The organism is Streptomyces paradoxus (assembly GCF_014202475.1).
Taxonomy (GTDB): domain Bacteria; phylum Actinomycetota; class Actinomycetes; order Streptomycetales; family Streptomycetaceae; genus Streptomyces; species Streptomyces paradoxus.
The window spans coordinates 936935-958486 of sequence record NZ_JACHGV010000002.1 but is presented as its reverse complement, the minus strand read 5'-3'; the positions used below and the strand labels follow the sequence as shown (position 1 = coordinate 958486).

The window sequence follows — 21552 nt, the reverse complement described above, 5'->3', positions numbered from 1 at the left end:
GACGCCCGGCGACCGGTTCTGCCGCCCGTCGCGACCGAACAGCTCGAACAGGCCACGGAAAAAGCGCACAAGGGTCACCGAAAGTGCCAATCGGCATGCACTGGTGAACCTGTGCGAAAACGGACCATCTCGCCGGTGAGGTGGGCGAATGCCTCCTAGCGGACCCGTGTCTTCGGCTCTTGCCAAGATGTGCCAGAGTTGCCACGTCCGCCCTGTCAGCACGTACCGTACGGCAGCACAGGTGGGACCAGGTGGGGCAGCGGGAAGGGGCAGCCGGTTTGACCACGCACGCACCGCAGGCGGGGCAGGCCGTCACGCTGCCCACGACGCTGGACGAGGCCGTCGCGGCGCTCACCGCCATGCCCGCCGCCGTGCCCGTCGCGGGCGGCACCGACCTGATGGCCGCCGTCAACTCCGGGCAGCTCAGGCCAGCCGCGCTGGTCGGGCTCGGCCGGATCAGCGAGATCCGCGGCTGGCAGTACCTGGACGGTCACGCGCTGCTCGGCGCGGGCCTCACGCACGCGCGCATGGGCCGCCCCGACTTCGCGGCCCTGATCCCGGCGCTCGCCGCCGCCGCGCGCGCCGCGGGCCCGCCGCACATCCGCAACGCGGGCACCCTGGGCGGCAACATCGCCTCCGCCGCCCCCACCGGGGACGCGCTGCCGGTGCTGGCCGCCCTGGAGGCCACCCTGATCGTCGCGGGCCCGGGCGGGGCCCGCCGGGAGATCCCGGTCTCGCACCTGCTGGCCGGGATGGACATGCTGCGCGCCGGCGAACTCATCGGCTACGTGCGCGTGCCGCTGCTGCACGCCCCGCAGGTCTTCCTGAAGGCGACCGGCCGGACCGGCCCGGGGCGGGCGGTGGCGTCCGTGGCCCTGGTCCTGGATCCCGCGCGCCGGGGTGTGCGCTGCGCGGTGGGCGCCATAGCGCCGATGCCGCTGCGGCCCCTGGAGGCCGAGCAGTGGGTCGGCAGCCTCATCGACTGGGACAACAACCGGGCGCTCGTCCCGGAGGCGCTGAACGCCTTCGGGGAGTACGTCGCCGCGGCCTGCATCCCCGACGCGGCGCCGGCCGAGGACGGCTCGGTCGCGCAGCTTCCGCCCGCCGTACTGCACCTGCGGCGCACCGTCGCCGCGCTGGCCCGACGAGCACTGGGGAGGGCGCTGTCGTGACCGACGACCAGCACGGAGAGGGCACGCCCCGGGGCGGCAGCCGCTGGGACCCGCTGCCCCAGGGCGAGTACGACGACGGCGCCACGGCCTTCGTCGAACTCCCCGAGGGGGGCGTCGACGCCCTGCTGGCCGCCGACAGCCCCCTGGCCGCGCCCGGCCACGGCTACGTACCGCCGCAGATAACGGTCAACCCCGCCTCGACGGCCGGGACCGACCCGGCGGCCACGGGCGCGTGGCCGGTACCGGGAGCGCCGGTCGACGGCGCGCAGTGGCACGACCCGAACGCCGGGCACCCGCAGCACGGACACGAGCACGGCGCGCACCAGCAGCAGGGCCACGACGTGCCCGAGCAGCCGTACGGCGGCTCCGAAGCGCCGTACGACCCCGGGACGCCCTACGCCTCCGACGCGACGGCGCCGCAGCACGGCGGCGACGACCGGTTCACGTACAACCCCGGGGCGACCGGGCAGTGGAACTTCGAGGAGACCGCGGCGGCCGGGGCCGCGCCCGGCCATGACGTGACCGGGCAGTGGTCCATCCCCGTCGCCGGGGGCGACCTTCCGGACGAGTCGGGCGAGTTCACCACGTCCTCGCTGGTCGAGCAGTGGGGCGGCACCCCGCCGGCCACGCTGCCCGGCGGCGCGCCCGCACCCTGGGCGACCCAGGCCGCGGGCCGGCCGTGGGGGCAGGACGGGCAGGACACGGCCGGGCAGGAGGAGGCCCGCCGGGGCTACCCCCACGAGCACGGTCACGAGCAGGACCACGGGCGGCAGGGCGACACCGGACCGGCCCCCGGATACGCATCGGAGCAGCAGGCCGCCGGGCCGCTGCCGCGGGAGGCGGGCCCTGAGGCCGGACCCGGACATCCCCGGGACGCCCACGCGCCGGGAGCCCACGAGGACACCGGTACCGCGCACCGGCCGGTGGAGTTCGGCCACGCGCCGGAGGCGCCCGGCACGGAGCACGCGCCTCAGCCGTCCGAGTACGCGCCGGAGGAGACCGGGGCGGCCGGTCACCACCCGGCGGGGCCGTCCCGTTTCGCCGACCACGGAACCGACCACGGAACCGACCCCGGGGCCGACCACGGGTTCGAGCCCGCCGACTTCCCCGGCCACGGCCCGGAGGCGTCCGCCCCCGACGGCCACGCGCCCGGGCAGCCGTACGCCGAGGCCCCTCGCGAGTTCCCCGGGGAGCCCGTGCCCGAGGCGCACCCGGAAGCCGCCGCGCCCCCGCAGGACGCCCAGGAGGCCTCACAGTCCGCTCCCGGCCACGGTGAGCCCTCCGAGGACGCCGAGGACGCCTCCGGGGCCGCAGAGGCCGCCGAGGGCCCCTCCGAGCCCGCTGCCGGGCACCTCCCCGCCTCCGCGGACGCCGACGGCGACACCGCCCCGGAGACCGCCGGCGGCGAGAACCAGGACGACCCGGCCCCGGACGAGGCCCCGGCGGCCGAGACCGCGGAAACCCCGGACGCCCTGGCCGCCGCCCCGCACGATGTGCCCCCCGCCGCCCCCCAGGAGGAACACCCCCTCGCCTCCTACGTCCTGCGCGTCAACGGCACCGAACGCCCCGTCGGCGACGCGTGGATCGGCGAGTCCCTGCTGTATGTGCTGCGCGAGCGGCTCGGACTCGCGGGCGCCAAGGACGGCTGCTCGCAGGGCGAGTGCGGCGCGTGCAACGTCCAGGTCGACGGACGGCTCGTGGCGTCCTGCCTGGTCCCGGCCGTGACCGCCGCCGGCAGCGAGGTCCGCACCGTCGAGGGCCTGGCCGAGGACGGACAGCCGTCGGACGTGCAGCGGGCGCTCGCGCGCTGCGGCGCCGTGCAGTGCGGCTTCTGCGTCCCCGGCATGGCGATGACCGTGCACGACCTCCTGGAGGGCAATCCGGCCCCCACCGAGCTGGAGACCCGCCAGGCGCTGTGCGGCAACCTGTGCCGCTGCTCCGGCTACCGGGGCGTGGTGGACGCCGTCAAGGAGGTCGTCGCCGAACGCGAGACCCACTCCGCGCCCGCCGACGGCGACACCGACGAGGCCCGCATCCCGCACCAGGCGGGCCCGGGCGCCGGTGGCGTGAACGCGTCGGCCTTCGGGGCGCCCCCGGAACCGCGCACCCCCGAACCGCACTCCCCAGAACCGCATGAGCAGCCCTACGGCCAGGACGGAGGCCCCGCGTGAGCAACGAAGCAGCCACCGCCCAGGCCGCACAGGCCGCGGAGGCCGCCCCCGCCCCCGACCCGCTTCCGCACGGCATCGGCGCCTCGCTCCCGCCCGCCGACGCCCGCGCCAAGACGGAGGGCACCTTCCCGTACGCCGCCGACCTGTGGGCCGAGGGCCTGCTGTGGGCGGCCGTGCTGCGCTCACCGCACCCGCACGCGCGCATCCTGTCCGTCGACACCACCCACGCGCGCGAGATGCCCGGCGTCCGCGCCGTCGTCACCCACGAGGACGTCCCCGGCAGCCCGCTGCACGGCCGCGGCAAGGCCGACCGGCCGGTCTTCGCCTCCGAGGTCGTGCGCCACCACGGCGAACCCATCGCCGCCGTCGCCGCCGACCACCCGGACACCGCGCGCATGGCCGCCGCCGCGGTCATCGTCGAGTACGAGGTGCTCGACCCGGTGACCGACCCGGAGCAGGCCTTCGAGGCCGAGCCGCTGCACCCCGACGGCAACCTGATCCGGCACATCCCGCTGCACCACGGCGACCCGGAGGCGGCCGGCGAGATCGTCGTCGAGGGCCTGTACCGCATCGGCCGTCAGGACCCCGCGCCCATCGGCGCCGAGGCGGGCCTGGCCGTACCGCGCCCGGACGGCGGGGTGGAGCTGTACCTCGCCTCCACCGACCCGCACGCCGACCGCGACGCGGCCGCCGCCGCGTTCGGCCTGGAACCCGAGCGCGTCAAGGTCGTCGTGACCGGAGTCCCCGGCGCCACGGCCGACCGTGAGGACCAGGGCTTCCAGCTCCCGCTCGGCCTGCTCGCGCTGCGCACCGGCTGCCCGGTGAAACTCACCGCCACCCGTGAGGAGTCCTTCCTCGGCCACGTCCACCGGCACCCCACCCTGCTGCGCTACCGGCACCACGCCGACGCCGAGGGCAGACTCGTCAAGGTCGAGGCGCAGATCCTGCTCGACGCGGGGGCCTACGCCGACACCTCCTCCCAGGCCCTGGCCGCCGCCGTCGCGTTCGCCTGCGGCCCCTACGTCGTCCCGAACGCCTTCATCGAGGGCTGGGCCGTCCGCACCAACAACCCCCCGTCCGGGCACGTACGCGGCGAAGGCGCCATGCAGGTCTGCGCCGCCTACGAGGCGCAGATGGACAAGATCGCCAAGAAGCTCGGCCTCGACCCTGCGGAAGTGCGGCTGCGCAACGCCCTGGCCACCGGCGACGTGCTGCCGACCGGCCAGACCGTGACCTGCCCGGCCCCGGTCGCCGAACTCCTCCAGGCCGTACGGGACTTCCCGCTGCCGCCGCTGCCCAAGGACACCCCCGAGGACGAGTGGCTGCTGCCCGGCGGCCCCGAGGGTGCGGGCGAACCGGGCGCGGTGCGCCGGGGCGTCGGCTACGGCGTGGGCATGGTGCACATGCTCGGCGCGGAGGGCGCGGACGAGGTCTCCACGGCGACCGTGAAGGTCCACGACGGCGTCGCGACGGTCCTGTGCGCGGCCGTCGAGACCGGCCAGGGCTTCACGACCCTGGCCCGGCAGATCGTCCAGGAGACGCTCGGCGTCGACGAGGTGCACGTGGCGCCGGTCGACACCGACCAGCCCCCGGCGGGCGCGGGCTGCCGCGGCCGGCACACCTGGGTGTCGGGTGGGGCGGTGGAGCGCGCGGCCAAGATGGTCCGCACCCAGCTCCTCCAGCCGCTCGCCCACAAGTTCGGTATGTCGACGGAGCTGCTCCAGATCACCGACGGCAAGATCACCTCGTACGACGGGGTCCTCTCGACGACCGTCACCGAGGCGCTGGACGGCAAGGAACTGTGGGCCACCGCCCAGTGCCGTCCGCACCCGACCGAGCCGCTGAACGAGGCCGGGCAGGGCGACGCCTTCGTGGGCATGGCCTTCTGCGCGATCCGCGCGGTGGTGGACGTCGACATCGAGCTCGGTTCCGTACGGGTCGTGGAACTGGCCGTCGCCCAGGACGTGGGCCGGGTTCTGAACCCCGCCCAGCTGACGGCCAGGATCGAGGCCGGGGTGACGCAGGGCGTGGGCATCGCCCTCACGGAGAACCTCCGCACACCGCGCGGCATCGTCCGCCACCCCGATCTGACCGGCTACGCCCTCCCGACCGCCCTCGACGCGCCCGACATCCGCATCGTCCGGCTGGTGGAGGAACGGGACGTCGTCGCGCCGTTCGGGGCCAAGTCCGTCAGCGCGGTGCCGGTGGTGACGTCCCCGGCGGCCGTCGCGTCCGCCGTCCGGGCCGCGACGGGCCGCCCCGTGAACCGCCTCCCGATCCGCCCCCAGGCCGCGGTGGTGACGGAACGGGGCTGAGGCCGATGCCTCCCCGCGGGCCCGCCCGGACCCCGCGCATCGGACTCCACTCCACCCTCGTGAAACTGACGCCGTGCCACAGGATGAAAGCGATTTCGGCGGAAAGGGAACGCGCCAGGGTGCTCTGAGCGTCTTGTGAGGTGACGTGGCGTGGTCGCCGGGCGCGCGTCGCTGTTCCGGGGCGTTGTCAGTGGTGGGGCGTACTGTTCTGGGCAGTGGGGAGCGGCTGCCGGGCTGGGCCCGGGCGGTCTGCCGTGCTCCGCCAGGGGACGGTGAGCAAGCACATGCGGGGGAGCCCATGAGTACGACCGACGCCGGTTCCGCGGTGATCACCCTGACCGAGTCCGAGCTGGACCCGTGGGTGACGCACGCGTCCACGCGCCACTGGCTGACCGGCCCCGGACTGCCCGGCGACAGCGGCGTGCTGAGCTTCGCGGAGCTGAGCCGCGAGGGCCTGCGCACGGTCGCCGACTCGACGGGCGACCCTGGCGACCGCCTCTCGGCGGAACTGCGCGAACAGCTGGTGATAGGCGGACTGCTGGGCCCCGCCGGCCTGGAGACGGAGTCGGTCCTGCTCGACGGCGCGACGGGCGAGATCTCGACGACGTACGTCCTGCACGACCGCCCCGACCTGATGGACCGCCGCCCCCTGGCCCCCTCCCTGCGGACTCTGGTGCGCTTCGCGGAGGCCACGGACGAACTGGCGGGCCTGCGCGGCCAGTTCGCCTCCTACGCGGGCCGCTACGGCCCCAAGGCGGTGGCGGAGGCGTCCCGGCACCTGCTGGCGGTCTTCCGCGACGGCGCGGACGGCGAACCGGCCCCGTTCTGGAAGATGGCGGCACTGATCCGCCCCCTGTCCCTGGTGGCGGGCCGCGGCGGTGCGTCCGGCCTCTCCCTGGACCTCCCGCACCGCCTCCTGGACCAGGAGTTCGGCCCCGGCAAGGTCGCGCGCTTCGAGGACGTCGACTTCCCCGCGACTCTCACGCACGAACCGACCCGCCGCTTCCTGCGCGAGGTGGGCCTGCCGGAGGACGCCCACGTCTTCTCCCTGGACACGGACGTCCCCCTGGCGACGCTCGCCGAGTACTACGCCGACACCGGCGCCCCGGCCGAACTCCCCGCCGGGGCCCACCGCCTGATCCGCCTCGGCCACCTCGTCGAGGACAACAGCCTGGTCGTCGACGGCGCGACGGGCGCGGTCCTGAACTGGAGCGAACCCGAGGCGACGCTGTACCCGCTCAACACGGACGTGTCGACCCTCGCCTTCACGCTCTGGCTGCTGCACCGCGAGCGCGCGATAGACGCCCAGTCGTCCCACGAGCTGACGACCGACACCTACGACCAACTGGCCATGACGATGCTCCAGGTCCTGTCGACGGTGGACCCGACGGGCGTGACCGCGGGCGGAACGGTCCGTCACTACTGGACGGACGCGTTCCAGGACGAGGCGGGCGGGGTGCTCTGACGGCCCTGCCGTCAGGCGGACCTGGCGGCGTTGCGGCGGCGTACGGCGAACACCAGGCCGCCGCCGATCACCGCGGCGGCGGCAGCGGCACCGGCGAGGAGCGGGGTGCCGTCGGAGCCGGTGGTGGCGAGATTGCCGCCGGTGGTGCTGCCGGTGGTGCTGCCCGTGGAGCCACCGGTCGAGGTGCCGTCGGAGGCCGTGGCCGAGGGTGAGGCCGTGGCGCCCGTGCCGCCGGCGGCCTGCCCCTCGGGGGCGTTGCCGACCCCGCCGTCGCCGGTACCACCGTCCGCGCCGTCCGAGGGGCTCGGCTCCGGCTCGTAGTCGCTCGGCAGGTCGATGCTGATCACGGCCGTGTTGTTGGCGCGGTTCGTGTCGTACTTCGGGGCGATGTCGTAGACGGACGACGCCTTGACCTCGCCCTCGGTGTCCTGCGCGGACTCCTTGATCTTCAGCGTGAAGGTGTAGGCCAGGGACTGACCGACGTCGAGGGTCCCGTCCTGCGGCCAGCACACGTACTTGGGCTTGCCCGTGGTCCCCTGCGGCCCGCTCGGCCCGTCGATCCCGAACGGCGCGCAGTCCTTCGGCACCTTGACGGCGACGGTGCCCGGCGGGATCTGCACCAGCAGGCCCGGAAGGTCGTCGCTCTCCTGGTTCTGCACCCAGCCCGGGCCGTCGTTGCGCAGGGTCGCCGTCACCGACTGTTCCTCGCCCGCCAGCGCCTCGGTGTCCTCACCGACCGCGACGAGGTCGGCGGTGTTGTCCGCGGTCAGGGTGAGCCGCCGGTAACTGTCGTCGAACCCCTCGCCCGGCGCCTCACCGCTCGCGCTCGTGCCGTACTCGACGGACTCCATCAGGGCGTTGTCCAGCGCCTTGAACCGGACGGGCGTGGTGACGGAGGCACCGGGCTCGACGACCGTGTCGAGTTCACAAACCGCCTGCCTGACCTGCTCCTTGACGGTCGAGTAGGTGCAGCCCTTCACCTGCTCGGGGAAGTCCAGCCCGCGCGTCAGACGCACCCGGAAGGTGACCCCGTCCACGGCGGCCGTGCCCTTGTTGGTGAGGGTGACGGACTTGTCGTACACCTCACCCGGCTTGGGAGCCGCGGACGGCAGGGCCGACACGACCAGCTCGGGCGCACCGTCCTCGGCGTGTGCCAGGGGCGCGGCGACAGCGGGACCGGTGACGGCGATCACGGCAGCGGCCAGAACGGCTGCCGGGGGGCGGAGGTGCACGGTGGTTCTCCTCGTCGAAACAGCGGGCGAACGACCGGAGCATCGGCTACCGGTCATGTTCTGGACGCCTGAAGGGTGCTCGGGGTTGTGCACGAGTTCGCTGGGGCCGACGGAGTGTCAGAGAGGGCAGGTCCAGTCGGCAGCATGGGACGCGGGTGTTTCGGGACGAGGCGGGCGGGGTGTGGTGGGAATTGGGGGGCTCCGCCACTCGCCCGGGTGAGCGCGCCGCAAGCGGGATCAGCCCTCCTGTTCGGCCTGGACGATCCGTTCGTCGACGCCGAGCGCCCGCAGCCGGTCGAGGAACGTGACGACCTCGCAGGGGAGGGCCAGACCGTCCCGCGTTCCACTGTCTCGTCCCGCGTGCGCCGGCGTGGACGAGGGAGACGGCGACCTGGGCGTTCTCGCTCCGCCCGGCGGTGCCGGTGCACTGGCGCTGGACCCCGACGCTGCGGGTGCCCTGCTTCACGTCGCCGGTCTCGTCCACGACCAGTACCGCGCCCTCACCGTGGAGATGTTCGACGACGTACTCACCGGACATCGTCACGGACGGCATCGGCCTCGCAGGCCGCCCGGCCAGCAGTCTCGGTTCGACCCGGGCGAGCCGGCCCGCGACGGGGCCGTGCGGCAGCCGTCGGTACGTCACTGCGGGTCCCCCCCGTTCAGCGGACAGCGTCGAGCGCCGCCGCGTCGGGCGTGTCACGGTGATTGCAAAACTGAACCCGCCCCGGATTCCGCGCCGGGGAATTCCTCGCGGAACGGAGTCGGGATGAGGAACACGACGCACACCCGCGTAGAAGCCCGAAACAGGCACCCGTGCCGGCCGGAGGGCGATTGGAGAAGAGCCCTTGCCGCGGCATGGACCGCCTTGGTGCTCGGCGTGGCCGCGACCTTGACGACAGCATGCGGTCCGACGGCGACAGGGGCATCGAGGCAAGAAGACGCACCCGAAGAACTCCGGGATCGTCTGGCCGCCACGGAAGACCCACTGCGGGGCCAAGGGGCACAGCGCGCCTTCCAGGACGTCGCCGATGCCATGGCCGCCGCCCGGGATGCGGGAATGGATCCGCAGGAAATGCTCGGAGAGGTGCTCGCCTCACACGCCCGCCAGTGGAAAAGGCGTGGCGGCATGGACGCATTCCTCGAGAACAATGCCGAGTTGAACGGTCACTCGGTGACGGTGCCGGCTCCCCCGAGGAAGGGGAACCAGGGTGCCGGCGGGCGACAGACAGTCGGAGCAGCTCCGAGGGCCGCCCCGAATGCCCCGGCCCAGGCTCAGCCCATGGTGAAGACATTCTTCACCAACGGCGTCCTCAACAACAGCGTCCTGGATCTGCCACAGGCCGGGACCGCGCTGGGCGACGCCCTGGTACAGCAGATCACCACCGTGTACAACCGCAGCGCCGTGGACCCCATCGGAAGCGTGCGAGCCGGTATGGCCGGGGCCCAGAATCCGGCCGTCAAGAAGGACAAGCCTCAAGCGGTGGTCGACCTGATCGACTCCCTGACCCATCCCCTCGCAGTGCCAGACCTGATGGTCACGGTGACGGCCGCCGGAGATGCTCTGACGAATTCCATGCCAGGGCTGGTGAACAGGTGGGCCTCGCCGGAAGCCGCCAGGAAGAGCCCCGCGTACGGCGAGCTGACGAAGCAGGTGCGCGGCGAACTGAACGCCGGCAACCGAGTCGTTCTGGTCGCCCACAGCGACGGTTGTTTCATCGTTCGGCAGGTCAAGCGAGATCTGGATGCGGATGTGTCGGCCAAACGCCCCGGCCCTTCTCCCATCGGAGCGATCTACATCGCACCGCCCTTCAAGGATGAGGACCCCACCACTCTGAACACCGACGACAGCCGCTACGTCCTGCTCCCCAACGACATCATCAACAGCATCAACAACGACTCACTTGACCCCACTGCCGAAGCGACGCCACCGCAGCCTGAGTTGAACCCCCTGGCCATCCACTTCATCAACAATTACCTGCAGAAGGGATCGAAAACCCGCCAGCAGATCATCGACGGCCACAACGGCGTCACCAGCTACATCTGCAAGTCGCCTGCCGTGGGCGGCCTGAAGCGCCAGCCCGGACAGGAGCCGGAGTGCGCAGAGCCGCCGCGCGGTGAAACGACTCCCGACACCCAGCAGACCACCGAAACCACACCCGAGACGCCCGGCGAGACACCGGAGCGGCCCGAGGAGGAGACACCCGAGGAGGAGACACCCGAGGAGGAGACGCCCGAGGAGCAAACGCCCGAGGAGCAAACGCCCGGCACGCAGACGCCCGAAGAGCCCCCCGTCACCCCGACGGAACACACCCCGACACTGGAGCACACGCCGGGTCTTCCTGGAGCAGCCAGGCGGACCGTGCGGTAGCTGTGCCGCTCAGGCAATGGAGGCCGTGGCGGGATTCGAACCCACGTAACTCGCTTTGCAGGCGAGCCCCTGAACCACTCGGGCACACGGCCGTGTTTGAACTCGGTGTAGTGACCGTAGAGCTGGGTGAAGCCCGGCTCAAGGGGGTTGCGTGGGCTGCAATGTGACTGCCATACGCAGTTCATGAAGGGCGTGGCCGAGAGGCGGGGCGTACGACCAAGGTCTGAGGCCGGGACCGTCCAGGGACAGGGGTCACCGTGCGGTGTGGACCTTACGCTGGCGGGCATGACCGTCCCGAAGCCGCGTGATGCCGATGTCGAGGAAGCCGTTGGTCCGCCCTCCGTGGCCGAGCGGGAAGAAGGTGTGCTCGGGGCGGCGTACCGGGCGTTGAGTGTCGGGATCGTCTCCGTCGTGCTGCTCATCGCCTTCGAGGCGACCGCCGTGGGGACGGCGATGCCGGTCGCGGCCCGGGAGCTGGACGGGGTGTCGCTGTACGCGTTCGCCTTCTCCGGGTACTTCACGACCAGCCTGTTCGGGATGGTGCTCTCGGGACAGTGGTCCGACCGGCGTGGGCCCCTCGGGCCGTTGACGACGGGCATCGCCTCCTTCGGCGCCGGGCTGCTGCTGTCCGGCACCGCCGGGGCGATGTGGGTGTTCATCCTGGGCCGGGCCGTGCAGGGGCTCGGCGGTGGGCTGGTGATCGTCGCCCTGTACGTCGTCGTCGGGCGGGCTTATCCCGAGCGGCTGCGGCCGGCCATCATGGCCGCGTTCGCCGCGAGCTGGGTCCTGCCGTCGATCGTCGGCCCGCTCGCCGCCGGCACGGTGACCGAACAGCTGGGGTGGCGATGGGTGTTCGTGGGGATACCCCTGCTCGTCGTCTTCCCGCTCGCGCTCGCGCTGCCGCAGATAAGGCGCCGGGCGTCCGGCCCGGCGGGGCACACCGCCGCCGAGTCCGCCGCGGTGGAAGGTCCCGATGTGCCCGTCCCGGCGGAACGGACCGCCCTCGCCGACCGGCCCGTCACCCCTGATCCGGTGCGGACGACCGACCGGCCCGTCACGTCGGAGCCGACGCGGACGACCGACCGGCCCACCCCGCCGCACGACCCGCCCGCCTCGTTCGACCGCCGGCGCATCCGGCTCGCCCTGGCCATCTCCCTGGGTGCCGGGCTGCTCCAGTACGCCGCCCAGGACCTGCGCCCGTTCTCGCTCCTGCCCGGTGCCGTGGGTATGGCCCTGCTCGTGCCGGCCGTGCTCGGGCTGCTCCCGCGCGGCACGTACCGGGCCGTGCGCGGCCTGCCGTCCGTCGTGCTGTTGCGGGGCGTCGCCGCCGGGTCCTTCATCGCCGCCGAGTCGTTCGTGCCGCTGATGCTGGTCACGCAGCGCGGGCTCAGTCCGACGCTGGCCGGCTTCTCGCTCGCCGCGGGCGGGGGGACGTGGGCGCTGGGCTCGTGGGTGCAGTCGCGGTCGCGGGTGGAGCCGTACCGGGAGCGGCTGACCACCGTCGGGATGCTGCTGGTGGCGGCGGCCATCGCCACGGCACCCAGTGTGCTGATCGACTCCGTGCCCGTCTGGACCGTCGCCGTCGCCTGGGCCTTCGGGTGCTTCGGGATGGGGCTCGTGATCTCCTCCACGAGCGTCCTCCTGCTCAAGCTCTCCGCCCCCGAGGAGGCCGGCACCAACTCCGCCGCCCTCCAGATCTCCGACGGCCTCTCCAACGTCGTCCTGCTGTCCGCCGGCGGCGCCGCCTTCGCCGCGCTGGGCGGCGGCACCGTGACCCACTCGGCCACCCACACGTCCGGCTCCCACCCGGCCGCCTTCACCGCGGTGTTCCTGCCGATGGCAGGGGTGGCGCTGGCCGGGGCCTGGGTGTCGACGCGCCTGCGGGAACGACGGCCGCAGACGTCGCCGTAAAGCGGTCGCCCTCGCCATGCCCCGGCCGTAGCCTCTGCGCATGTCCCGCCTCGACCTGCCCCTCGACCCCGCACTGCGGACCGCCCTCGACGACCTCGCGGACGCCCAGGGCCGCACGCCCGAGGAGGTGGCGCTGCACGCAGTACGCGCATACCTGGGCCAGGAAGGCGCCTTCGTGCGCGCCGTCGCGGAGAGGCTCGCGCGCCACCACGCCGACCTGCTGAGGAGGCTCGGCGAATGACCAGGGACACCCGCTACCTGACCGTCGACGAGGTCACCGCCATCGCCGAGGTCGCCTTCGGCGGGCGGCCGCCCGAGGCGCGCGCCCCCGGGCTGCTCGCCTCCGCCGTGCACCGCCCCCGCGCCCGCATGTTCGGCACGGCCGCCTACGACGACCTGTACGAGCAGGCCGCCGCCCTCCTGCACGCCCTCGCCGCCAACCACCCCCTCGTCGACGGCAACAAGCGCACCGCCTGGCTGGCCACCGCCGCCTTCCTCGCCCTCAACGGCGTCGACCTGGCCGGGGCGGACAAGGACACGGCCTACGCGCTGGTCGTCGACGTCGCCTCCGGGGCCGAGGCGGAGGTCGAAGGGATCGCGGGACGACTGAGGGAGCTGTGACGTCGGTCCCACCCACAGGTGACCCGGCCCGGTCCGCGCGTTGACCGGCTCGGGGCGCCGGTAGGGTGGCCCGGTTGTCATACGTAGCCGAGCCGTCAGGCTCCCTCGCACGAGCCGCCCGACCCCCAACGGAGACCGTGACTACCACCGCCGGCACCAGTTCCGCCTCGCACCACCTGTCCCCGGCGTTCCCCGGCCGCGCCCCCTGGGGTACCGCCAGCAAGCTGCGAGCCTGGCAGCAGGGCGCGATGGAGAAGTACATCCAGGAACAGCCGCGGGACTTCCTCGCGGTCGCCACCCCCGGCGCCGGCAAGACGACCTTCGCGCTGACGCTGGCCTCCTGGATGCTGCACCACCATGTCGTGCAGCAGGTGACCGTCGTCGCCCCGACCGAGCACCTGAAGAAGCAGTGGGCCGAGGCCGCGGCCCGCATAGGGATCAAGCTCGACCCGGAGTACAGCGCCGGGCCGCTCGGCCGGGAGTACCACGGCGTCGCCGTGACGTACGCCGGTGTCGGCGTCCGGCCCATGCTGCACCGCAACCGCGTGGAGCAGCGCAAGACGCTCGTCATCCTCGACGAGATCCACCACGCCGGTGACAGCAAGTCCTGGGGCGAGGCCTGCCTGGAGGCCTTCGAGCCCGCGACCCGGCGGCTCGCCCTGACCGGTACGCCCTTCCGGTCCGACACCAACCCCATCCCCTTCGTGACGTACGAGGAGGGCAACGACGGCATCCGGCGGTCGGCGGCCGACTACACCTACGGCTACGGCAACGCCCTCGCCGACAACGTCGTCCGGCCCGTCATCTTCCTCTCCTACAGCGGCAACATGCGCTGGCGGACCAAGGCCGGTGACGAGATCGCCGCCCGGCTCGGCGAGCCCATGACCAAGGACGCCATCAGCCAGGCCTGGCGGACCGCGCTGGATCCGCGCGGTGAGTGGATGCCGTCCGTGCTGCGGGCGGCCGACCAGCGGCTGACCGAGGTCCGGAAGGCCATCCCGGACGCGGGCGCCCTGGTCATCGCCTCCGACCAGGACTCGGCGCGCGCGTACGCCAAGCTCATCCGGGAGATCACCGGCAGCAAGGCGACCCTCGTGCTGTCCGACGACTCCGGCGCCTCCGAGCGGATCGACGAGTTCAGCGCGAACAACGACCGGTGGATGGTCGCCGTGCGGATGGTGTCCGAGGGCGTCGACGTGCCGCGGCTGGCGGTGGGCGTCTACGCCACCACCATCTCCACCCCGCTCTTCTTCGCCCAGGCCGTCGGCCGTTTCGTGCGGTCCCGGCGGCGCGGCGAGACCGCCTCGGTGTTCCTGCCGACCGTGCCCGACCTGCTCTCCTTCGCCAACGAGATGGAGCGCGAGCGCGACCACGTCCTCGACAAGCCGAAGAAGGCGGGCGAGGAGGACCCGTACGCCGAGTCCGAGAAGGAGATGGACGAGGCGAACCGGGAGCAGGACGAGGACACCGGTGAGCAGGAGCAGTTCTCCTTCGAGGCGCTGGAGTCCGAGGCCGTCTTCGACCGGGTCATGTACAACGGTGCCGAGTTCGGCATGCAGGCCCACCCGGGCAGCGAGGAGGAGCAGGACTACCTCGGCATCCCGGGCCTGCTGGAGCCCGACCAGGTGCAGCTGCTGCTGCAGAAGCGGCAGGCCCGGCAGATCGCGCACAGCCGCAAGAAGCCGGACGAGGAAGCCGACCTGCTCGAAGTGCCAGCGGAGCGGCGGCCGGTGGTCTCCCACAAGGAGATGATGGAGCTGCGGCGGCAGCTCAACACGATGGTCGGCGCTTACGTCCACCAGAGCGGCAAGCCGCACGGGGTGATCCACACGGAGCTGCGGCGCGTGTGCGGGGGGCCTCCGGCGGCTGAGGCGACTGCGGGGCAGCTGAAGCAGCGGATCACCAAGGTGCAGGAGTGGGCTACGCGGATGAAGTGACGTTGTCATTCGTTGCCTGCGGGTTGCATGTGGCTGGTCGCGCCCACGCGGCAGAGCCGCACATCGGCACAGCCCCGCGCCCCTGACGGGGCGCATACCACCGCAAAGGGCAATACGACGCACCTGTCAGTGCCCGGATTCTGGACGGAGCCTTCCGCTCAGCGAACCTGCTTCGCTACTGTCCCGCTACGCACACGCCCCGTGGCAGCGCCGCCGCGGAGCGCAGCCGTGAAGCGACGCGGCCCGGACAGGCCGGGCCGCCGGCCGATCGGCGGCCTCTGAAGCGCGTTACCGACGGGACTCGGTGACGCATCCGCCGACCGGGGGGCCGCCGACCTCACCACTAAGGAGTGGGCGTCGTGACCGCGGAGACCTCCCAGACGCTCGACCGGGGACTGCGTGTCCTCAAACTGCTCGCCGACACGGACCACGGGCTGACCGTGACCGAGCTCTCCGTCCGGCTCGGTGTGAACCGGACCGTCGTGTACCGGTTGCTCGCCACCCTGGAGCAGCATGCGCTCATACGCCGTGACCTCGGCGGACGTGCCAGGGTCGGGCTTGGGGTGCTGCGTCTGGGACGGCAGGTCCACCCGCTGGTGCGGGAGGCCGCGATGCCGGCGCTGCGATCACTGGCCGAGGACATCGGCGCGACGGCGCACCTGACCCTGGTCGACGGGGCGGACGCGCTGGCCGTGGCCGTGGTGGAGCCGACCTGGACGGACTACCACGTCGCCTACCGGGCCGGATTCCGGCACCCCCTGGGCCGCGGCGCCGCCGGCAAGGCGATCCTCGCGGCCCGCCAGCACCCGATGAGCGAGCCCGGCTACATGCTGACCCACGGCGAGCTGGAGGCGGGCGCCTGCGGGGCGGCCGCGCCGCTGCTGGGCGTGACGGGCGTCGAGGGCAGTGTGGGTGTGGTGATGCTGGCGGAGGCCGTGCCGGAGCGGGTGGGGCCACGGGTCGTCGAGGCGGCCCGGGAGGTCGCGGAGGCGCTGCGCTGACGCACGCCGGGTAGCGGGAGAGGGCCCCCGGACGCCCTGGTCCCGGCGGTGTCCGGCTCCCGCGTTAGATTGATCCCGTGTTCTCTCGCCTCACGCGCCCCCAGACCGTCGCCGTCTGCGCCCTGCCCGTCGTGGCCCTGCTCGCGACGGCGGCGCTGGCGCCGCTGCCGTTCTCGGTGGCGCAGCCGGGGCTGACGGCGAACGTGCTGGGCGAGAACAAGGGCACGCAGGTGATCACCATCTCGGGTGCGCCGGCCCGGGACACCAAGGGCCAGCTGCGGATGACCACCATCGAGGCGACGTCCCCGGACACCCGGGTCTCGCTCCCTCAGGTCATCGACAGCTGGTTCCGCACCGACCAGGCGGTCATGCCGCGCGACTCGGTCTACCCGAGCGGGGACAGCGTCAAGGAGATCGAGCGGCACAACGAGAAGCAGATGAGGGAGTCCCAGGACGCGGCGACGCAGGCCGCGCTGGGGTACCTCGGCCTCGACGACAAGGACATCGAGGTCAGCCTGAAGCTCGCGGACGTGGGCGGGCCCAGTGCGGGGCTGCTCTTCTCCCTGGGGATCATCGACAAGCTCGACGGCGACGGCACCGGCGGGGATCTCACCGGCGGCCGGGTCATCGCCGGTACGGGCACGATCGACGAGACCGGCCGGGTCGGTGCGGTGGGGGGCGTCGCCCTGAAGACCCAGGCCGCGAAGCGGGACGGGGCGACGGTGTTCCTGGTGCCCAAGGCGGAGTGCGGGGACGCCCGTGCGAATCTGCCGAAGGGCCTGCGGCTGATTCCGGTGACCACGCTGAAGAGCACGGTGAGTTCCCTGGTGGCCCTGGAGACCGGCAAGGGTTCCGTGCCGAGTTGTTAGTGGGCGGGGACCGGCCCGGGCCGCGTGGCGAGCTTCAGTCCGACTTCTATGAGGGTCCAGCCCAGCCGCGCACGGAGGTCGGGCCGGGGCGCCGGACGGGGTTCGGTCTCGGCGCGGAGTTCGGTGGCGCGGGCGTGGTGCAGGGCGAGGTGGATGTCCGGGTGCATTGGCGAACCTTTCAGTCGGTTCGGATCGGGAAGGCGTGGGTCTGGATGCGGACCTGCTCGGTACCGGGTGCGTGTTCGGCGGCAGCCCGGTCGCGGTAGGTCTCGACCAGCGTGTGCATCTTTTCGATGAGTTCCCGCGTCAGTTCGGGTGTCAGATGCAGCGTCGCGCTGCTCATGTCCCAGGCGGTGCTCCACTCCTCGGGCCATGAGTCGCGGTTGCCCAGCCATGTGGACAAGTCCCGGGTCTGCGTGGTGGCGACCTCGTGCAGGTACAGGTCCGCCGCTCCACGTACGACCGGGTCCGAGTCGGTGAGCAGGGAGTCGTCGAAGCGGATGCCGTGGTGGGCTGCCTTCCACCAGCGCTCGCGACCCTTGCCGCGCTCGGGCGCGTCCTCGACGAAGCCGTACTCCGCCAGCTGGCGGAGGTGGTAGCTGGTAGCCCCGCTGGACTCACCCAGCTTCTGGGCCAGTTGCGAGGCCGTCGCCGGACCCCCGAAACGCAGGGCGTCCAGTAGCTGCATGCGCAGGGGGTGCGCCAGTCCTCGCAGGGATCGGGCATCGAGTTGCCGTACAGGTGTGTTCTCGGGCTCGCTCACAGTGCAAAGGTAGCGTTGCAAAGGTCTCTTTGCAACGCCTTCTTTGTAACTCACTCCTTGACGAACCCCTCCTCCACCATCCAGTCCAGCGCCACCTGGTGCGGGTCCTCCCCGTCCACGTCCACCTTCGCGTTCAGCGTCTGCGCCACGGAGTTGTCCAGCCGCGCCGTCACCGGGTTCAGGACGTCCGCGATCGCCGGCCACTCCTTCAGGGACTTCGCGTTGATCATCGGCGCGGCGTTGTAGTTGGGGAAGAACTTCCGGTCGTCGTCCATCACCGCCAGGTTCATGGACTTGATGCGCCCGTCGGTGGTGAACACCTCACCGAACGTGCAACTGCCCTTGTCCGTCTGGGTGTAGATGATCCCGGTGTCCATCTGCGTGATGTTCCGCGCCGGGACGTCCATGCCGTAGGCCTTCTGCATGCCCGGCAGCCCGTCCGCACGGTTCGCGAACTCGACCTCCACACACAGTTGCACGGCCCCCGGATCGGACTTCGCCAGCTTCGCCACGTCCGACATCGTCTTCGTGCCGTACTGCTGCGCGTTCTCCTGGTTCATCGCCAGCGCGTAGGTGTTGTCGAGCTTCGACGGCGGCAGCCAGACCAGGCCGTTCCCCGCGTCCTCCTTCTTCACCGCCTCCCACTGCTCCTGGGGATCGGTGATCGGCTTGCTGTGCCCGAGGTAGGTGATCCAGGCCGTGCCCGTGTACTCGTACCCGGCGTCCGCGTCGCCCTTGCGGACCGCCTCGCGGCTGCCGATGGAACCCTGGATGCCGGTGCGGTCGATCACGTCCGCCCCGGCCGCCTCGAACGCGATGCCCATGATCGAGCCGAGGATCAGCTGCTCGGTGAACGACTTCGACGTCACGGTCAGTTGCGCGCCCTTCAGCGGCTCGCCCCGGCCGATCGAACCCGGCTCCACGTCGTCCGTCAGCGGAGAGCCGCTGGTCAGGCCGCACCCGGCGACCGCCAGCAGCAGGCCGGCCGCCGGCAGGCAGAAACGCCGCCTCATGACTGCAACCCCCGCGGCCGCAGCAGCAGTTCGGCGATCGACGCCAGCCAGTCCACCAGCAGCGCCAGCACCACCGTGAGGACCGAGCCCAGCACCAGCACCGGCATCCGCTGGTTGGTGATCCCGGTCGTGATCAGCACGCCGAGGCCGCCGCCCCCGCCGAAGACCGCCAGGGTCGCCGTACCGACGTTCAGGACGAGGGCCGTGCGCACGCCCGCCAGGATCAGTGGGACCGCCAGGGGGAGTTCGACCCGGGTCAGCACTCCCGTGGGCGACATGCCGATGCCGCGGGCCGCCTCCAGCAGGGTCGGGTCGTTCGCCTTCAGGCCCGCGATCGTGTTGGCGAGCACGGGCAGGATGGCGTAGACGATGATGCCGATCAGGGCGGCCCTGCGGCCGATGCCCAGCCAGATCACCAGGAGGGCCAGCAGACCGATCGCCGGGGTCGCCTGGCCCATGTTGGCGAACGCCATCGCCACCGGGGTGGCCCTGCTCACCGCCCCGCGGGTCAGCAGGATGCCCAGCGGGATCGCGATGATCAGCACGAAGAAGGTGGAGATCACGGTCAGCTGGATGTGCTGCCACAGCGCCTTGGTCACCTGGCCGCCCGACAGGGCGTTGCGGGTCAGCGCGTCCAGGTCGGCCTGCTGGAACCACAGCCAGGTGGCGAGCAGCACGGCGATCAGGGCGACCGGCAGGAACGTCAGCTTCTGCCAGGTGAGACGGGACGGCCGGCGCTCGGGCGGTGGCGCCTCGGGCTCGTCGAGGGGTTCGGAGGTCTCCTCGGCCTCCGTGGCGGTCACCGTTCCCCTCCCGGGACGTTCACGGCCGCCGGACCCGAGGCCCCCTCCTGCTCCGCGTGCGTCTGCGAGGCCCGCAGCGACTCCAGTTCGTGCTGGTGCTCCATCGCGTCGAGGCGGTCGGCCTCCAGCATCTCGTGCACGGAGTTCATGAGGGTCTCCATGTCGACGACGCCCGTGTACTCGCCGCGCCGCCCGGTCACCGCCACCCGCCCGGCGTTGTCCGTGAGCACCGCCTCCAGCGCGTCCCGCAGCGTCGCGTCGCGGGTGACCGTGTCGTGCACCAGCGTCCCGGCGCGGGCCAGCGAGCCCCGGGCCCGCATCAGGTCGCCGCGCCGCAGCCACTTGTAGGGGCGGCCGCGCCGGTCGAGCAGCAGGATCTCGTTGCTGCCGCTGGTGCGCAGCCGGTTGAAGATCTGCTGCAACGGGTCGTCGACCGTGACCGTCGGATACCCGGTGATCTCCACGTCCCGTACGCGGGTCAGGTTCAGCCGCTTCAGCGCCGCACCGGCGCCCACGAACCCGGACACGAAGTCGTCGGCCGGGTTGGTCAGGATCGCCTCGGGCGTGTCGAACTGCGCGATGTGCGACCGCTCGCGCAGCACGGCGATCCGGTCGCCGATCTTGATCGCCTCGTCGAAGTCGTGGGTGACGAAGACGATCGTCTTGTGCAGCTCGTGCTGCAGGCGGATCAGCTCGTCCTGGAGGTGGTCCCGGGTGATGGGGTCCACCGCGCCGAACGGCTCGTCCATCAGCAGCACCGGGGGATCGGCGGCCAGCGCCCGGGCCACCCCCACGCGCTGCTGCTGACCGCCGGACAGCTGGCGCGGGTAGCGGCCGTGGAACTCCCCGGCGTCCAGACCCACGAGGTCGAGCAGCTCTTCCGTCCGCTCCTTGATCCGGGTCTTCGGCCAGCCGATCATCTTCGGGACGATGCCGATGTTCTGCGCGACCGTCATGTGCGGGAAGAGCCCGGCGGACTGGATGGCGTAGCCGACCTTGCGGCGCAGCTTGACCGGGTCCATGTCGGTGACGTCCTCGCCGCCGATGCGGATGCGGCCGCCGGTGGGCTCGATCAGCCGGTTGATCATCTTGAGGGTGGTCGACTTCCCGCACCCCGAGGGACCGACGAAGACGACGACCTCGCCCGCCTTGATCTCCATGCTCACGTTGTCCACGGCCGGCTGCGGACTGCCGGGGTAGCGCTTGGTCAGGCTCTCCAGCTCGATGGACGCGCCGTGGTCGCCGGTCTCAGGCACGGATCCCCCTGGGAATGGTCAGCCGTCCGATCAGGACGTACGCGGCGTCGAACAGCAGGGCCAGGACGATGATGCCGAGCGTGCCCGCCAGCACCTGGTTGAGCGCGTTGGCGCTGCCCAGCGAGGCGAGGCCGCGGAAGATGACGTTGCCGAGACCGGGACCGGAGGCGTACGCCGCGATGGCGGCGATGCCCATCAGCATCTGGGTGGAGACCCGGATCCCGGTCAGGATCGGCGGCCAGGCCAGCGGCAGCTCGATCCGCAGCAGCCGGGCGGGCCGCGACATCCCGATGCCCGTGGCCGCGTCCACCAGCGTCGGGTCGACCCCGCGCAGTCCGACGATCGCGTTGCGCACGACCGGCAGCAGCCCGTACAGCGTCAGCGCGATCACCGTGGGCGGCACGCCCAGCCCCACGAGGGGGATGAGCAGACCGATCAGGGCGAGCGCCGGGACGGTCAGGATGGTGGCGGTGGTCGTGGTCGCGAGGTTCCCGGCCCACTCGCTGCGGTAGGTGGCGACACCGATCAGCACCCCGAGCAGGGTCGCCACGACCATGCACTGGAAGACGGCGCTCGCGTGCTGGTAGGCGTCGGTGAGCAGCTGCTGGTGCCGGTTCACCAGGTACTCCCAGAAGTTCACGCGCGCTCACCCCAC

The 21552-nt window shown here is 72.2% G+C and carries 18 protein-coding genes, 1 tRNA gene and 1 pseudogene; 11 read left to right on the top strand and 9 right to left on the bottom strand.

What is annotated here, in order from left to right:
* The first annotated feature begins 278 nt into the window (after positions 1 to 278).
* The 4 genes from HNR57_RS09230 (at position 279) to HNR57_RS09215 (ending at position 7123) form a co-directional block, all read left to right on the top strand.
* A complete protein-coding gene (locus HNR57_RS09230) occupies positions 279 to 1172 on the top strand; it encodes an FAD binding domain-containing protein (RefSeq protein WP_184558690.1) in 894 nt (297 codons plus the stop codon).
* Positions 1169 to 3343: a 2Fe-2S iron-sulfur cluster-binding protein gene (locus tag HNR57_RS09225; RefSeq protein WP_184558688.1), complete on the top strand. Its 2175-nt coding sequence runs from the start codon at positions 1169 to 1171 to the stop codon at positions 3341 to 3343. The genes HNR57_RS09230 and HNR57_RS09225 overlap by 4 nt, the downstream gene beginning before the upstream one ends.
* Positions 3340 to 5658, top strand: coding sequence for a xanthine dehydrogenase family protein molybdopterin-binding subunit (locus tag HNR57_RS09220; protein ID WP_184558686.1), 2319 nt, complete (start codon positions 3340 to 3342; stop codon positions 5656 to 5658). Before HNR57_RS09225 ends, HNR57_RS09220 begins: the two co-directional genes overlap by 4 nt.
* Positions 5659 to 5956: 298 nt before the next feature.
* Positions 5957 to 7123 carry an SUKH-4 family immunity protein gene (locus HNR57_RS09215; RefSeq protein WP_184558684.1) on the top strand — a complete coding sequence of 389 codons (1167 nt, stop codon included), beginning with the start codon at positions 5957 to 5959 and terminating at the stop codon, positions 7121 to 7123.
* 11 nt (positions 7124 to 7134) lie between these two features.
* On the opposite strand, the gene HNR57_RS09210 is transcribed toward HNR57_RS09215, so the two are convergent.
* Both HNR57_RS09210 and HNR57_RS09205 read right to left on the bottom strand, forming a co-directional pair.
* A complete protein-coding gene (locus HNR57_RS09210; RefSeq protein ID WP_313673176.1) occupies positions 7135 to 8355 on the bottom strand; it encodes an LPXTG cell wall anchor domain-containing protein in 1221 nt (406 codons plus the stop codon).
* A gap of 355 nt (positions 8356 to 8710) precedes the next feature.
* Positions 8711 to 8927, bottom strand: a pseudogene (locus tag HNR57_RS09205) (transposase); the annotation flags it as partial.
* 707 nt (positions 8928 to 9634) lie between these two features.
* Here HNR57_RS09205 and HNR57_RS09200 point away from each other — a divergent pair.
* Positions 9635 to 10723, top strand: coding sequence for a hypothetical protein (locus tag HNR57_RS09200; protein ID WP_184558680.1), 1089 nt, complete (start codon positions 9635 to 9637; stop codon positions 10721 to 10723).
* A 17-nt stretch (positions 10724 to 10740) separates the two neighbouring features.
* Here HNR57_RS09200 and HNR57_RS09195 read toward each other — a convergent pair.
* Positions 10741 to 10815: transfer RNA gene (locus HNR57_RS09195), tRNA-Cys, on the bottom strand.
* Between the two features lie 193 nt (positions 10816 to 11008).
* Between HNR57_RS09195 and HNR57_RS09190 the strand changes: the two genes are divergently transcribed.
* The 6 genes from HNR57_RS09190 (at position 11009) to HNR57_RS09165 (ending at position 17062) form a co-directional block, all read left to right on the top strand.
* Positions 11009 to 12634, top strand: coding sequence for an MFS transporter (locus tag HNR57_RS09190; RefSeq protein ID WP_184558678.1), 1626 nt, complete (start codon positions 11009 to 11011; stop codon positions 12632 to 12634).
* 40 nt (positions 12635 to 12674) lie between these two features.
* The gene (locus HNR57_RS09185) at positions 12675 to 12875 is read left to right on the top strand and encodes a hypothetical protein (RefSeq protein ID WP_184558676.1); all 201 of its coding nucleotides are present in this window, start codon (positions 12675 to 12677) and stop codon (positions 12873 to 12875) included.
* The gene (locus HNR57_RS09180; protein ID WP_184558674.1) at positions 12872 to 13255 is read left to right on the top strand and encodes a type II toxin-antitoxin system death-on-curing family toxin; all 384 of its coding nucleotides are present in this window, start codon (positions 12872 to 12874) and stop codon (positions 13253 to 13255) included. Before HNR57_RS09185 ends, HNR57_RS09180 begins: the two co-directional genes overlap by 4 nt.
* A 137-nt stretch (positions 13256 to 13392) precedes the next feature.
* On the top strand, positions 13393 to 15192 hold the full coding sequence (locus HNR57_RS09175) for a DEAD/DEAH box helicase (RefSeq protein ID WP_184558672.1): 1800 nt from the start codon (positions 13393 to 13395) through the stop codon (positions 15190 to 15192).
* A 359-nt stretch (positions 15193 to 15551) separates the two neighbouring features.
* On the top strand, positions 15552 to 16193 hold the full coding sequence (locus HNR57_RS09170) for an IclR family transcriptional regulator (RefSeq protein ID WP_184558670.1): 642 nt from the start codon (positions 15552 to 15554) through the stop codon (positions 16191 to 16193).
* Between the two features lie 77 nt (positions 16194 to 16270).
* Positions 16271 to 17062 (top strand): S16 family serine protease, encoded by a 792-nt coding sequence (locus HNR57_RS09165; protein ID WP_184558668.1) that lies wholly within the window; start codon positions 16271 to 16273, stop codon positions 17060 to 17062.
* On the opposite strand, the gene HNR57_RS09160 is transcribed toward HNR57_RS09165, so the two are convergent.
* Genes HNR57_RS09160 through HNR57_RS09135 form a run of 6 tightly spaced genes read right to left on the bottom strand, consistent with a single transcriptional unit; the run spans position 17059 to position 21537 of the window.
* On the bottom strand, positions 17059 to 17229 hold the full coding sequence (locus tag HNR57_RS09160; RefSeq protein ID WP_184558666.1) for a hypothetical protein: 171 nt from the start codon (positions 17227 to 17229) through the stop codon (positions 17059 to 17061). The genes HNR57_RS09165 and HNR57_RS09160 overlap by 4 nt on opposite strands.
* 11 nt (positions 17230 to 17240) lie before the next feature.
* Positions 17241 to 17825 carry an ArsR/SmtB family transcription factor gene (locus HNR57_RS09155; protein ID WP_184558665.1) on the bottom strand — a complete coding sequence of 195 codons (585 nt, stop codon included), beginning with the start codon at positions 17823 to 17825 and terminating at the stop codon, positions 17241 to 17243.
* Positions 17826 to 17875: 50 nt separating this feature from the next.
* Positions 17876 to 18838, bottom strand: a complete 963-nt coding sequence (locus HNR57_RS09150) for a glycine betaine ABC transporter substrate-binding protein (protein ID WP_184558663.1) — start codon at positions 18836 to 18838, stop codon at positions 17876 to 17878.
* Positions 18835 to 19641, bottom strand: a complete 807-nt coding sequence (locus HNR57_RS09145; RefSeq protein ID WP_184558661.1) for an ABC transporter permease — start codon at positions 19639 to 19641, stop codon at positions 18835 to 18837. The genes HNR57_RS09150 and HNR57_RS09145 overlap by 4 nt, the downstream gene beginning before the upstream one ends.
* Positions 19638 to 20897, bottom strand: coding sequence for a betaine/proline/choline family ABC transporter ATP-binding protein (locus HNR57_RS09140; protein WP_184558659.1), 1260 nt, complete (start codon positions 20895 to 20897; stop codon positions 19638 to 19640). Before HNR57_RS09140 ends, HNR57_RS09145 begins: the two co-directional genes overlap by 4 nt.
* Entirely contained in the window at positions 20890 to 21537 is a 648-nt protein-coding gene (locus HNR57_RS09135) for an ABC transporter permease (protein WP_184558657.1), read from the bottom strand. The genes HNR57_RS09140 and HNR57_RS09135 overlap by 8 nt, the downstream gene beginning before the upstream one ends.
* Positions 21538 to 21552: the final 15 nt, after the last annotated feature.

Excerpts from the sequence above, each read along its gene's own strand:
- HNR57_RS09215 (WP_184558684.1), top strand. The coding sequence starts at position 5,957 with ATGAGTACGACCGACGCCGGTTCCGCGGTGATCACCCTGACCGAGTCC.
- HNR57_RS09200 (WP_184558680.1), top strand. The coding sequence starts at position 9,635 with ATGGTGAAGACATTCTTCACCAACGGCGTCCTCAACAACAGCGTCCTG.
- HNR57_RS09190 (WP_184558678.1), top strand. The coding sequence starts at position 11,009 with ATGACCGTCCCGAAGCCGCGTGATGCCGATGTCGAGGAAGCCGTTGGT.
- HNR57_RS09185 (WP_184558676.1), top strand. The coding sequence starts at position 12,675 with ATGTCCCGCCTCGACCTGCCCCTCGACCCCGCACTGCGGACCGCCCTC.
- HNR57_RS09180 (WP_184558674.1), top strand. The coding sequence starts at position 12,872 with ATGACCAGGGACACCCGCTACCTGACCGTCGACGAGGTCACCGCCATC.
- HNR57_RS09160 (WP_184558666.1), bottom strand. The coding sequence starts at position 17,229 with ATGCACCCGGACATCCACCTCGCCCTGCACCACGCCCGCGCCACCGAA.
- HNR57_RS09150 (WP_184558663.1), bottom strand. The coding sequence starts at position 18,838 with ATGAGGCGGCGTTTCTGCCTGCCGGCGGCCGGCCTGCTGCTGGCGGTC.